Annotated in this window: 11 protein-coding genes; 7 read left to right on the forward strand and 4 right to left on the reverse strand. The window is 64.1% G+C overall.

Annotated features, from left to right (window positions below; genetic code table 11):
* Positions 1–144 precede the first annotated feature (144 nt).
* The gene (locus LB526_RS13365; protein ID WP_224627971.1) at positions 145–468 is read left to right on the forward strand and encodes a hypothetical protein; all 324 of its coding nucleotides are present in this window, start codon (positions 145–147) and stop codon (positions 466–468) included.
* 10 nt (positions 469–478) lie between these two features.
* On the opposite strand, the gene LB526_RS13370 is transcribed toward LB526_RS13365, so the two are convergent.
* On the reverse strand, positions 479–1,090 hold the full coding sequence (locus tag LB526_RS13370; protein WP_224547305.1) for a LysE family translocator: 612 nt from the start codon (positions 1,088–1,090) through the stop codon (positions 479–481).
* Between the two features lie 612 nt (positions 1,091–1,702).
* On the opposite strand from LB526_RS13370, the gene LB526_RS13375 reads away from it, so the two are divergent.
* A complete protein-coding gene (locus LB526_RS13375) occupies positions 1,703–2,329 on the forward strand; it encodes a DUF1062 domain-containing protein (protein WP_224627972.1) in 627 nt (208 codons plus the stop codon).
* 49 nt (positions 2,330–2,378) lie between these two features.
* Here LB526_RS13375 and typA read toward each other — a convergent pair whose 3' ends face one another.
* Positions 2,379–4,208, reverse strand: coding sequence for a translational GTPase TypA (gene typA, locus LB526_RS13380; RefSeq protein WP_224627973.1), 1,830 nt, complete (start codon positions 4,206–4,208; stop codon positions 2,379–2,381).
* Between the two features lie 193 nt (positions 4,209–4,401).
* Here typA and LB526_RS13385 point away from each other — a divergent pair, with 193 nt between their 5' ends.
* Positions 4,402–4,689, forward strand: coding sequence for a hypothetical protein (locus tag LB526_RS13385; RefSeq protein WP_224627974.1), 288 nt, complete (start codon positions 4,402–4,404; stop codon positions 4,687–4,689).
* 227 nt (positions 4,690–4,916) lie between these two features.
* On the opposite strand, the gene LB526_RS13390 is transcribed toward LB526_RS13385, so the two are convergent.
* Together LB526_RS13390 and LB526_RS13395 are read right to left on the reverse strand one after the other, a co-directional pair.
* Positions 4,917–6,491, reverse strand: coding sequence for an alkaline phosphatase D family protein (locus tag LB526_RS13390; RefSeq protein ID WP_224627975.1), 1,575 nt, complete (start codon positions 6,489–6,491; stop codon positions 4,917–4,919).
* A 257-nt stretch (positions 6,492–6,748) separates the two neighbouring features.
* Positions 6,749–8,032 (reverse strand): MFS transporter, encoded by a 1,284-nt coding sequence (locus tag LB526_RS13395; RefSeq protein ID WP_224627977.1) that lies wholly within the window; start codon positions 8,030–8,032, stop codon positions 6,749–6,751.
* Between the two features lie 78 nt (positions 8,033–8,110).
* Between LB526_RS13395 and LB526_RS13400 the strand changes: the two genes are divergently transcribed.
* From LB526_RS13400 to LB526_RS13415, 4 genes are all read left to right on the forward strand, one after another.
* Positions 8,111–8,719 (forward strand): TetR/AcrR family transcriptional regulator, encoded by a 609-nt coding sequence (locus tag LB526_RS13400; protein WP_224627978.1) that lies wholly within the window; start codon positions 8,111–8,113, stop codon positions 8,717–8,719.
* Positions 8,720–8,762: 43 nt separating this feature from the next.
* A complete protein-coding gene (locus LB526_RS13405) occupies positions 8,763–9,353 on the forward strand; it encodes a hypothetical protein (RefSeq protein ID WP_224627979.1) in 591 nt (196 codons plus the stop codon).
* Between the two features lie 102 nt (positions 9,354–9,455).
* Positions 9,456–11,531, forward strand: coding sequence for a 3-hydroxyacyl-CoA dehydrogenase NAD-binding domain-containing protein (locus LB526_RS13410; protein ID WP_224627980.1), 2,076 nt, complete (start codon positions 9,456–9,458; stop codon positions 11,529–11,531).
* Between the two features lie 321 nt (positions 11,532–11,852).
* The gene (locus LB526_RS13415; protein ID WP_140841889.1) at positions 11,853–12,878 is read left to right on the forward strand and encodes a BMP family protein; all 1,026 of its coding nucleotides are present in this window, start codon (positions 11,853–11,855) and stop codon (positions 12,876–12,878) included.
* The last annotated feature ends 77 nt before the right edge of the window (positions 12,879–12,955 follow it).

Genomic DNA, 12,955 nt, shown 5'->3' on the forward strand with positions numbered 1-12,955 from the left:
CAACTTAACATCGATTGCCTGTTTTTCATTTTGGTCCGATGATCAGGATTGCGGCAAGGCCGCATATCGGATTGCAGCATCACTGCATATCGCAAGCGGCGTGGCCGCATGCCGGTTCGACGCCGCCGACAAAGGGAGGAGAACATGGCGAAATTTCTCTATGTCTATCATGGTTCCGGCAAGATGCCGACCGACGAAGCCGAACGCAAAGCGGCGATGGATGCCTGGACCGGCTGGTACGACAAGCTCGGCTCGGCCGTGGTCGACGGCGGCAATCCGGTCGGCATGTCGAAGACGGTGCTGCCCGGCGGCAAGATCGAGAACAATGGCGGCAGCAATCCGACCGCCGGCTACACGATCGTCGAAGCCAAGGATATCGACGATGCCGTCGCCAAAGCCAAGGACTGCCCGATCCTGATGGACCCGGCTTTCACTGTCGAGGTCGCGCCGATCATCGAAATGATGTGAGGCCGGCGCTCTATCGCGCGGCGATAGCGGCGGCAGCGCCCGCCATCGTCGTGGCGCTGACACGGTTGGCGATCTTCATGGCGCGCTTGCTCTTCAGCAACCGGCGCGCCTGGGAGGCGGCCAGCACCCAGGCGAGATCGATGACGATCAGCACGAGCGCCATGGTCAGCGTCAGCTCGACCCAGCCGATCACGCTGACCGAAGCCAGATCGATGATGGTCGGCAGCAGCGCCAGATAGAACATCATGATTTTCGGATTGCCGAGCGTCACCGCCATGCCGGCAAGGAAAAGTTTCAGGGGCGAGTCCTCGCGCGGCATCTCGCCCTCCTTCGCCTCGACCGGCGCCGTCCACATCTTGAACGCGAGATAAGCAAGGTAGGCGACGCCAACCCATTTCACGACGACGAAGGCGTAGTGGAAGGTTTGCGCCACGACGGCGAGCCCGAACACCGCCAGCGAAAGCCAGACGCCCTCGCCGATCCACATCGCCAGCAGGAACGGGAAGACGTCGCGGAATCCTTTCGAGATCACCCGCGCCACAAGTGCTGCGATCGACGGGCCGGGTGAGCCGGCGGCAACGAACAAAGCGGCGGCGAAGATCAGCAGCGAGGCGAGATGCATGAGGTCGCTTCCTATAAGATAGAAAAGAACGATAGCCGATCAGAGTATATTTGGCACGCCCCGGCAAGGCGCGACCGTTCATCAAGGCGACAACAACTGCCAGCGCCGGCGCCGCCCCTCATCTGGCTGCCGCCATCTTCTCCCCGTAAACGGAGCGAAGGGACATGGCGCCGACGATTTCGCCAGTCGCGAACGTTGCAGAATGGGCGCCGGCGTCGCGGCCAGCCTCTTTCTCCCCGTTTACGGGAAGAAATACCCCGCAGGGCAATGAGGGGCAGCGCCAACCTCGGCCCCCTAGACCTTGCCCCTTCATCAACGTCCCGCTAGAAGACCCATCCCGACGTCCATTTCGAGCATCACTTTGCCTCAGTAATCGCCGGTCTCGCCAACTCCTCTGAATGCACCGCAGGCGCAGCTTTAGCGGCCCTGCATCTGTTCACGTGTTCTTCAGGCGGCGGTTCGAGACCGGTTTGGCATTGCTGAGCCGCCGTCGCGTGCAATCCGCGCCGACGCCTGACTTTCAAACACGCAGTCTTCGCCACGCCGTGGCCCGTGAGGGCATCTCGGACATCGCCGGCCTGGGGGACTTCCCGACGGGAAGGGCCTACCGGCATGTCTCGAACCTTGTGCGCACGCTGGACGATTGCGCCCGCAATCGCGCCTCGACCTCTCATCAATTGCAATCGCTGCGGCGGCTTCAAGCCTTATCGATGCGGCGGGAAATTCCGCGTCAATGCCAACGGCAAGCGCATTGACGTCTGGCTGATCTATCGCTGCGTCGACTGCGACAATTCCTGGAATTTCGCCATCCTGGAACGGCGAAATCGCCGCGACATCGAGCCGGCGCTGCTTGCCGCGCTCGAAAGCAACGATCCGGACCTTGTCCGCCACCACGCCTTCGACGGCGCGATGCTGCGCGACCGGGCTGGCCGGATCGAGGAATCGCCCGGCGCCACGATCCGAAAGGAGCTTCTGGCCGGCGAGCCGGGATGCGCGACCACGCTCGCGCTCGAACTTCGGCTCGAGGGCACGACGCCTTTGCGGCTCGACCGCCTGCTTGCCGGCGAGCTCGGCCTATCGCGGTCAAGGCTTCAGGCCCTGGACGACCGCAAGCGATTGACCATCGAGCCCGATGGCGGAAGGGCCTTGCGCAAGCCCGTGCGCGATGGCCTGGCGGTGCGCATCGACCTGGCCGGGGATGCGGATTGCACCGCGATCGTCTCGGCTGCCTGTGGCTGAAACAAAAGAGGGAGCACCCGCTCCCTCTCTCAAATCTTCCGGGGAAAGCTTACGCCGCGCCCATCACCTTGGCGGCCTTCTCGAAACGCTTGCGCTCGTTCGGGTCGAGATGGAGCTTGCGCAGGCGGATGGTCTTCGGCGTCACCTCGACCAGCTCGTCGTCCTGGATCCAGGCCAGCGCCCGCTCCAGCGTCATGCGGATCGGCGGCGTCAGCTTCACCGCTTCGTCCTTGCCGGCGGCGCGGATGTTGGTGAGCTTCTTGCCCTTGAGCACGTTCACTTCGAGGTCATTGTCGCGCGAATGGACGCCGATGATCATGCCCTGGTAGACCTTGACGCCCGGATCGATGATCATCGGGCCGCGGTCTTCCAGGTTCCACATCGCATAGGCGACCGATTCGCCCTGCTCGTTGGAGATCAGCACGCCATTGGTGCGGCCGGGCAGCTCGCCCTTATACGGCTCATAGGCAAAGAACAGCCGGTTCATCACGGCGGTGCCGCGCGTGTCGGTCAACAATTCGGACTGATAGCCGATCAGGCCGCGCGTCGGGGCATGGAAAACCAGGCGCTGGCGGTTACCGCCGGACGGACGCAGCTCGACCATCTCGGCCTTGCGCTCCGACATCTTCTGCACGACGACGCCGGCATGCTCCTCGTCGACGTCGATGACAACTTCCTCGACCGGCTCCAGCAGTTGGCCGTCCTCGCCCTTCTGCATGACGACGCGCGGACGCGACACGGCAAGCTCGAAGCCTTCGCGGCGCATCGTCTCGATCAGCACGGCGAGCTGCAATTCGCCGCGGCCGGACACGAAGAAGGAATCCTTCTCCGCCGATTCCTCGATCTTGAGCGCGACATTGCCCTCGGCCTCGCGCAGCAGCCGGTCGCGGATGACGCGGCTGGTAACCTTGTCACCCTCGGTGCCGGCAAGCGGCGAGTCGTTGACGAGGAAGGACATGGTCACGGTCGGCGGGTCGATCGGCTGCGCATGCAGCGGATCGCTCACCGCCGGATCGCAGAAGGTGTCGGCGACGGTGCCTTTCGACAGGCCGGCGATGGCCACGATGTCGCCCGCCTGCGCTTCCTCGATCGGCTGGCGCTCGAGGCCGCGGAAGGCGAGGATCTTGGAAATGCGGCCGGTCTCGATCTGCGTGCCGTCATGGTGCAGCACCTTGACCGCCTGGTTGGCCTTCAGCGTGCCGGACTCGATGCGGCCCGTGATGATGCGGCCGAGGAACGGATTGGCCTCGAGGATGGTGCCGATCATGCGGAACGGGCCGGGATGGACCGTCGGCGCCGGCACATGCTTGACGACTAGATCGAACAGCGGGGCGAGACCCTGGTCCTTCGGACCCTCGGGGTTTTCCGAAACCCAGCCGTCGCGGCCCGAACCGTAGAGGATCGGGAAGTCGAGCTGCTCGTCGGTGGCGTCGAGCGCGGCGAAGAGGTCGAACACCTCGTTGACCACTTCGATATGGCGGGCATCCGGACGGTCGATCTTGTTGATGACGACGATCGGGCGCAAGCCGACCTTGAGCGCCTTGCCGACGACGAATTTGGTCTGCGGCATCGGCCCTTCGGCGGCGTCGACGAGCACGATCGCCGAATCCACCATCGACAGGATGCGCTCGACCTCGCCGCCGAAATCGGCGTGTCCGGGCGTGTCGACGATGTTGATGCGGGTGCCATGCCAGTCGACCGAGGTCGCCTTGGCCAGGATGGTGATGCCACGTTCCTTTTCGAGGTCGTTGGAATCCATGGCGCGCTCGGCGACGCGCTGGTTGTCGCGGAAGGCGCCGGACTGTTTCAGGAGTTGGTCGACCAGGGTGGTCTTGCCATGGTCGACATGCGCGATGATCGCGATATTGCGGAGGTTCATTGTCTGGTCTCGGGAGCGTTGCAGGCAGCAGGCCCAGAGGCGCCGCCTTTTTCGGTTGCGCGGCTCATACAAGGTTTTTCGCAATTGCGAAAGGGGAGGCCGACCCCAAATACATGGTCACTGATTCTTAAACGTCTTGGTGTGAAATGATTCCGTTAACCAAGGCGGAACCTTTGAGGGGCCGGACAGTTCCATGTTCATGACCGATCAGATGTCCAGATTGCGTCCGGTTTTCGCGTGGGCGGCGCTTGGCGTGCTCGTCGCGGCCGGTGCCGCGCAGTCGGCGGCTGCGCTTCGGCAAACCGACCCGATCGTACCGCCCGACGCCAGGACCGCGCAGCAGATGTTCGCCGACGCCCCCGACGGCGTCGATCCGATCGTCACCGGCCCGGTCAGCGCCGCCTTCAAGCAACGCCAGAAGGATGCCAACTGCGACACCGCAGTCTGGCCGAAGATTCCCACGGCTTGCTATCCGGATTGACGCTCTTCACGGCATTTCCGAGTTCAGTTCTGGACTGTCACGGCGCTTTGACATCGCGGCATTAGGCCGAGCGACTGCTGGGCCCAGGGTGTGTTGAGATTCAGGTTAGGCCGGGCCGAGAACGGTGGTTTCCGAGAACCGGAGCGGAGCGTACTTAAAGTACGTGAGCACCGGAAGCGCAGGAAACCATTGTTCGCAGGCCGGCATCACCTGAATATCAACGCAGCCTAAGCCGACCGCACCGGATCGAGCGTAACCTTGTAAAGCTCGTTGTCGTCGCGATCCATCAGCCGCACGGTGAGCTGTTCCGTCGCGCCGGAAATGTCGACCAGACCGAAGAACTGCAGCCCGGCCGACGGCGGCAGGTTCTGGCCCTGCTCGGCGGTTGGCGCCTTGATGAACTTCAGCTCCGGCCCGAAGGTCATGTCGAGGTCGTTGGGGCCGAAGGTGCCGGCGTGGATCGGGCCGGAGACGAATTCCCAGAACGGATTGAAATCCTGGAACTGCGCCTTGTCGGGATTGTAGTAATGCGCCGCGGTGTAGTGGACGTCGGCGGTCAGCCACACCGTGTTGGTGATGCCGGCATTCTTGATGAAACGCAGCACGTCGGCGAATTCCAGCTCGCGGCCCTTCGGCGCGCCATTGTCGCCGTTGGCGACCGCCTCGGCACCGGCCTTCTTCGCCGCGTCGTTCCAGACGACAAGGCCAAGCGGCATGTCGGCGGCGATGACCTTCCACGTTGCCTTGGAATTCGCCAGCTCGCGCTTCAGCCACTTGGACTGCTCCTCGCCGATCATGCGCGACTTCGGCGTCAGCGTCTCTTCCATGTCAGGACCGTTCGGGCCGCGATAGGAACGCATGTCGAGGAAGAACACGTCGAGCAACGGCCCATGCGAGACCTTGCGGTAGACGCGGCCCGGCTCCGACGGCTCGTAGCGGATGGTCGTCATTTCATGGAAGGCGCGAGCCGCTCTGGCCGCCAGCACATGGATCGACTTTTCCTTGTAGCGGTCGTCGGCGGTCAGGTCCTTCGAATCCGACCAGTTGTTGAGCACCTCGTGGTCGTCCCACTGGTAGAAGGTCGGGCAGATGGCCGACAGGCCAAGCACATGCTTGTCCATCATGTTGTATTTCCACTGGTCGCGGTATTCGTCCAGCGTCTCGGCGACCTTGCGCTTGCCGTCGATCATGACGACGTTCTTCCACTTGCCGCCGCCGGGCAGGTCGACCTCGTCCTTCATGGCGCCGTCGGCATAGATGGTGTCGCCGGAATGCAGGAAGAAGTCCGGCGTGTGCTTGGCGATGGTCGAATAGGTCTTCATGCCGGTCTCGTCGATGCCCCAGCCCTGGCCGGCGGTGTCGCCCGACCAGGCGAAGCGCACGTCGCGCTTGGACGACGGCGCGGTACGGAAACGGCCGACGATCGGCTCGGACACGGCATTGATGTCGGAAAGATCGGCAGCAACCATGCGGTAGAAGATGTCCTGGTCCGAGGCGAGATCGGTGAGCAGCCGCTTCACCGTGTAGTCGCTGGCCGGCGAGGTATCGAGCGCAGCCAGCCGCGTCGCATTGGCGAAGCTTTCGGTCGTCGACACTTCATACATCACGCGCGCCGGTCGGTCGGTGCGGGTCCAGACCATGCCCGAGGTGGCATCGACATCGCCGGACTGGACGCCATGCGTGAAGGCCGGACGCTGGCTGGCGCGGGAATAATAGGGCAGCGCCAGACCGGAGGCGCCGACAAGGCCGAAGGCGCTGGCCGAGGTGACGAAAGCGCGGCGGGTGAGCGAAAGCTTGTTCATGGCTGTCTCCGGGATGGCATTGAGCGGGACCGCCAAGCTCTCGCTTCAATGTTTCAGGCGCATATCGGAACCATGAAGTTTTGATAACAGTCGACATCTTCCTTCTCCCCTTGTGGGAGAAGGTGGATCGGCGCGCAAGCGCCGAGACAGATGAGGGGTGTTCCAGCGGAGTGAGGCGTCGGTGTTCCCTGGAGCACCCCTCATCCGGCCGCTTCGCGGCCACCTTCTCCCACAAGGGGAGAAGGGAAAGTCGCGCCTCAAGCCGCCTGCGGCTCCGGCTCAAAAGCCGGCCGGTTGGTGTTGATCAAGAGCGAGATGCAAGCCGCCGCGATACCGGTCATGCCGGCAATCAGGAAGGCCAGCTCGTAATTGCCCTGCAGCTCGCGCATCGTGCCGCCGAAGGCAGCGGCGGCCGCGGCGCCGACCTGGTGGCCGGCGACGATCCAGCCGAACACGATTGGTCCGCTGCGATCGCCGAACGCCTCGTTGGCAAGCCGCAACGTCGGCGGCACGGTGGCGATCCAGTCGAGCCCGTAAAGCACGGCGAAGATGACCAGGCTGGTCGCCGAGAAGCCGGAATAGGGCAGGTAGATCAGCGACAGACCGCGCACCGCGTAATAGACGCCGAGCAGCTTGCGCGGATCGAAACGGTCGGTGAGCCAGCCGGAGAGCGTGGTGCCGATCAGGTCGAAAATGCCCATCATAGACAACAGCCCGGCTGCCTGCACCTCGCCGATGCCCATATCGCCGCAGAAGGCGATGAGATGCGTGCCGACGAGGCCATTGGTCGTGAAGCCGCAGACGAAGAAGGTGGCGAACAGGTACCAGAACACCCGCGTGCCCGCCGCGCGGCGCAGCGTGTTCAGCGTGTGCGCCAGGAAATTGCCCTGCGATGCCGGCGACACCGGCGGCACGTCGTCGGCATCGGCGCCATAACGAACCTGGCCGATCGAAGCGGGGCGCTCCGGCACCAGCAGCAAGACGAAAGGTATCAGCGCGGCGGTGGCCAGCGCCACGGCAATCGCCACCGGCTTCCAGCCGCCGCTCTGCGCCAGCGAGGCGATGAGCGGCAGGAAAACCAGCATGCCGGTGGCGCTGGAGGCCGACATCAGCCCCATCATCAGGCCGCGATTGGTCTTGAACCAGCGGTTGACGATGGTGGCGCCGAGCACGCTCGCCACTGCGCCCGAACCGATGCCGGAAAACACGCCCCAGGTGATGAAAAGATGCCATGGCTCAGTCATGAACAGGCTGAGCGCGGTCGATCCCGACATCACCAGCAGCGAGCCGAGCAGCGTGCGGCGCAACCCGATGCGCTCCATCAGCGCGGCGGCGAACGGACCGGTCAGGCCGTAGAGCAGGATGCCGACGCTGGCGGCCCAGGACGTTACGTCGCGATGCCAGCCGAAGCTTTTCTCCAGCGGCACCATCATCACCGAGGGCGCCGAACGGAGCCCGGCCGCGATCAGCAGGCACAGGAAAATGACGGCAACAACGACGAATGCGTAGCGCTGGCCAAACGGACGGGACTGGATTATCATGTTACTGACCGGTACGTTGCAATGGAGTGAAGCCATACATACGTACCGGTCAGTAACATTGTCAAGCGAGTTGTTTGAATGCCATCCGACAATAAAATTGAAGCGTCGATCAGCGAGGCCCCTGCTCCGAGGGCGGCGGACAAGATCCTGGACGTGGCGCGCGACCTCTTTTACCGCGAGGGCATAAGGGCGATCGGCGTCGACGAGATCGTCAGGCGCGCCGGCGTCACAAAGCCGAGCCTGTACCGCAGCTTCCCATCAAAGGATGAGCTTGCCGCCTCCTATCTGCGCAAATACGACCTCGAATTCTGGGAACGCTTCGACGAAGCCGTCGACGCGCATCCGGGCGATCCGCGCGCCCAGATCATCGCCTTCCTGACCCGCGTAGGCAAGCGCACGCAAAAGCCGGACTATCGCGGCTGCGGCATGACCAACGCTGCGGTGGAATATCCCGAGCGCGGCCATCCCGCACGGGTGGTGAGCGAGAACAACAAAGTCGAATTGCGCCGCCGCCTGCGCGCCATGGCCGCCGCAATGGGCGCCGCCGATTCCGATACGCTGGGTGACGGCCTGCTGCTGCTCATCGAAGGCGCTTATATCAGCGGTCAGCTGTTTGGCGTTGGCGGACCGGCGGCGGCAGTCGCCCGCAACGCCGACCTCTTGATCGAAGCCAGCTTGAAGAAATAGCGATTGACGTTACGCTCGGGCAGCTCGAACGGAGTTGTCAGCGATGCGCGCTCTTCTGGTCCCGCTTGCCCTCGCCGGTTTCTGCCAGGCGGCCCAGGCCGGCGACATCTCCAGCGCCTATACCGAGCTCGACTCGAAGAAGGACTGCGTGACCTATGCGCAGGCCGCGGAAGGCGACGGCGACTGGGCGAGCCTCGTCTGCTCCGGCTACCGCGGCTACCCGGTGCTGATCAGCTACGACGACGCGCGCGAATCCGTCTATTACGGCTTTCCGTCCGACGACATGACTGCGGTCTGGGAGAGCTTCACCGCCTTCAACGGCTCCGGACCGAAGGTGGAATGGCGCATCGAGACCAATGGCGACGTCGCAATCCCCTTCGCCGCCATCCACCGCCGCTCCGTCAGCAACCCTGAGGACGAAAAGAAATCGACCGAGGTGCTGGTCGTCGCCAAGGTCGCGCAACCGGAAGAGCACCAAGGCTGCACGATCGGCCTGGTATTAGCCACTGGCAACCCGCAGGCCAACGACCAGGCGCGCAAGCTCGCCGACGACAAGGCAAAGACCTTCGCCTGCGGCAAGGACAAGCGCGAGGTGATCGGCGACGTGCCGCCCTTCGGCCGCGTGGACAACTAACCGGGCCTCGCCAACAATTGGGCCAGGGCCGGATCGGATTCCCATTCACCTCGCTGCCTAGTAAACCCTTGCGCGGTTGCAGCCGGTCTCGGGAGGTTCCGCTTGTCCAGTTCTGTCAGCGTCACGAACGAGAACGGCGTGGCGGTGGTCACCATCGACAACCCGCCGGTCAATGCGCTGAGCTTTCATGTCCGCAAGCCGCTTTACGAGGTGCTCACCGCTTTGCGCGACGATCCCGCCGCGAGCGCGATCGTCATCGCCTGCGCCGGCCGCACCTTTGTCGCCGGTGCCGACATCACTGAATTCGGCAAGCCGGTCGAGCAACCGGAACTGCGCGCCATCGTTGCCTTGCTGGAAACCATCGCCAAGCCGACGGTGGCCGCCATCCATGGCACGGCGCTCGGCGGTGGGCTGGAACTGGCGTTGGGTTGCCATTTTCGCGTCGCGGATGCCGGCGCCAAGCTCGGCCTGCCGGAGGTAAAGCTCGGCCTGCTGCCGGGCGGCGGCGGGACCGTACGTTTGCCACGCCTGGTCGGCGCCGCGAAAGCGCTCGGCATGATCGTCTCGGGCAGCCCGATCTCGGCCGGCGAGGCGAAGGCCGTCGGTCTTGCCGATGCGGTTGTCGACACCGATCTATTGGCAGAGGCGGTTCGTTTCGCCAGCGAAATGGCTTATCGAGGCGGACCGTTCGTGCCGGTGCGTGACCGCAACGACCGCCTTGCCGCAACCGACCTCGGCGCCTTCGACCGCCTTGCCGCCGATCTGGCCAAGAAAGCCCGCGGACTGGACGCGCCGCTTGCCTGCGCCGAAGCCGTGCGCAACGCGATCACCTTGCCGTTCGACGCAGCGCTTGCGGCCGAGCGGCAGCTCTTCCAAAAACTCGTTTCCGGCGACCAGTCGCGTGCGCAGCGGCATCTGTTTTTCGCCGAGCGCGAGGCGGCGAAGGTGCCGGGCAAGGATTTGCGGAAGCGCAGGATCGACCGCGTCGGCATCATCGGCGCCGGCACGATGGGCGGCGGCATCGCGATGGGCTTCGCCAATGGCGGTCTGCCGGTGACTTTGCTCGAGACCAGCGAGGAACCGCTGCGGCGCGGCCTGGCGACGATCGAGAAGAACTATGCCGTCTCCGTCAGCCGCGGCTCGTTGACGGAAGAGGCCAAGCAGCAGCGGCTCGGCCTATTCAAGGGCAGCACCGATTACGCCGATCTCGCCGATTGCGACTTGATCATCGAGGCCGTGTTCGAGGACATGGCGGTGAAGAAGGACGTGTTCGGCAGGCTCGATGCGGTCGCCAGGCCCGGCGCCATCCTCGCCACCAACACCTCCTATCTCGACGTGAACGAAATCGCCGCCTCTACGTCGCGGCCGCAAGACGTGCTCGGCATGCATTTCTTTTCGCCGGCAAACGTCATGAAGCTCCTTGAGATCGTGCGCGCCGAAAAGACCGCACCTGAGGTTCTGGCGACGGTCACCGACCTCGCGCGGCGCATCGGCAAGGTCGCGGTCGTCGTCGGCGTCTGCCACGGTTTTGTCGGCAACCGCATGCTGTCCGCAAGGGGCGCCGAGAACGAGGCGCTGTTGCTGGAAGGCGCGACGCCAAGCCAGGTCGATGGGGCCTTCACCGATTTCGGCTGGCCGATGGGGCCGTTCCAGATGGGCGACCTCGCCGGCCTTGACATCGGTTGGCGCAACCGCAAGGCCCGCGGCCAGACAGCCGTGATTGCCGATGCGCTGTGCGAGCAGGGCCATTTCGGCCAGAAGACCGGGCGCGGCTGGTACCACTATGAGGCTGGCTCACGTGAGCCGATTGCCGATCCGGAAATCCAGGCGCTGATCCGGGCGAAGGCGGCGGAGCTTGGAATTGCGCGGCGCGAGATCGGCGCCGAAGAGATTCTCGAACGCACGCTTTATCCCTTGGTCAACGAGGGTGCGAAGATACTCGAGGAAGGCATCGCCGCGCGCGCGTCCGATATCGATGTCGTCTGGGTCAATGGCTACGGCTTCCCGATCGGCAAGGGTGGGCCGATGTTCTGGGCCGGCCTTGCGGGCGCTGCGAAGATCGTCGAGCGGCTGGAGCATTGGCACCGGCAGACCGGCCGGCCGATATTCGAGCCGGCGCCGGCGTTGAGGCGGATTGCCGAGACGGGATCGTGGGAAGGTGCGGGCGGCGCCCCATAACTTCGTCATTCCAGGGCGAAGCGAAGCGTAGACCCTGGAATCCATGCCGTTCCATCAGACAAAGAATGCAACGGTGCAGAACGAGCGATGGCACAGCCGTCGATTATTCTGCACCGTCGCCGCGCTCAGACGTCGCGGCATGGATCCTCGGGTCTGCGCTGCGTCGCTACGCTCCTTGCTCCGCCCGGGGATGACGAACGCACAGGCGTCCCCACCAAATTTGACCATGTGGACAAATCTCAGGCGCCGTTCCATAGTCCCGGGTGTCTGACATTTTGGAACGGCCGGCTCGACACGGCTGTCGAACAGAGGGGCACTTCAATGGAAAACGAACGTAGCAAAACGCAACGCGCCGGCCTGTCGCGGCGCAGCGTGCTGGAACTCGGCGCGCTCGGCCTCGCGGCTACCGTGCTGCCCGGCGCGGCCTTCGCCAAGGACAAGAAGCTGAAGGTGGCGGCGATCTTCGCCACCCCGATCGAGGAGCCGTGGGACAACCAGATCCATGTCGCCCTGCAGAAGGCCGAGAAAGAACTGGGCATCGAATACAAATGGTCGGAAAAGGTGCAGACCGCCGACTTCAGCCGCGTGATGCGCGAATATGCGCAGGGCGGCTACCAGCTCGTGCTGGGCGACGCCTTCGCCGCCGAGCGCGAGTCGCGCCGCACGGCTAAACAATTCCCGAAGACGGCGTGGCTGTTCGGCTCCGGCGCCGGCCCGGCCGAGCCCAATTTTGGCGTCTTCGACAACTGGATTCACGAGCCCGCCTATCTCTCCGGCATGATCGCCGGAAAGATGTCGAAATCGGGCACGGTGGGCGCCGTCGCGGCGATGGGCATCCCGGAAGTGAACCGGCTGGTCAACGCTTTCTTCGCCGGCGCCAAGGAGGTCAACCCGAACGTCAAGAAGAAGGTCGCCTTCATCGGCTCCTTCTTCGATCCGCCCAAGGCCAAGGAAGCAGCCGTGGCGCAGATCGATGCCGGCGTCGACGTCATCTATGCCGAGCGCTTCGGCGTCATCGAGGCCGCGGTCGAGAAGAAGATTTTTGCCATCTCCAACATGTCGGACCAGTCCAGCCTCGGGCCGGATACCGTCATCACCGGCCCGGTGTGGGACATGTATCCGACCGTCGAGCAGGCGATCAAGCTGGTCAAGGCCGGCGTCTTCACCGCGCAGGACTATGGCGATTTCTCGCGCATGGCCAAGGGCGGCTCCTATCTGGCGCCTTACCACAAATTCGACAAGACGCTGCCGGCGGACGTCAAGGAGCTGGTCGAGAAGAAGAAGGCCGAGATCCTCGAAGGCAATTTCCGCGTCGACGTCGACGAGAACACGCCGGTTTCGGATTGACGCCTGGGGCGGCGCGAGGCCCCCTCTCTGTCCTGCCGGACATCTCCCCCTCAAGGGGGGAGATTGGCAGTTCCGTC

It is taken from the genome of Mesorhizobium sp. CA6, assembly GCF_020165035.1.
Lineage (GTDB): Bacteria > Pseudomonadota > Alphaproteobacteria > Rhizobiales > Rhizobiaceae > Mesorhizobium.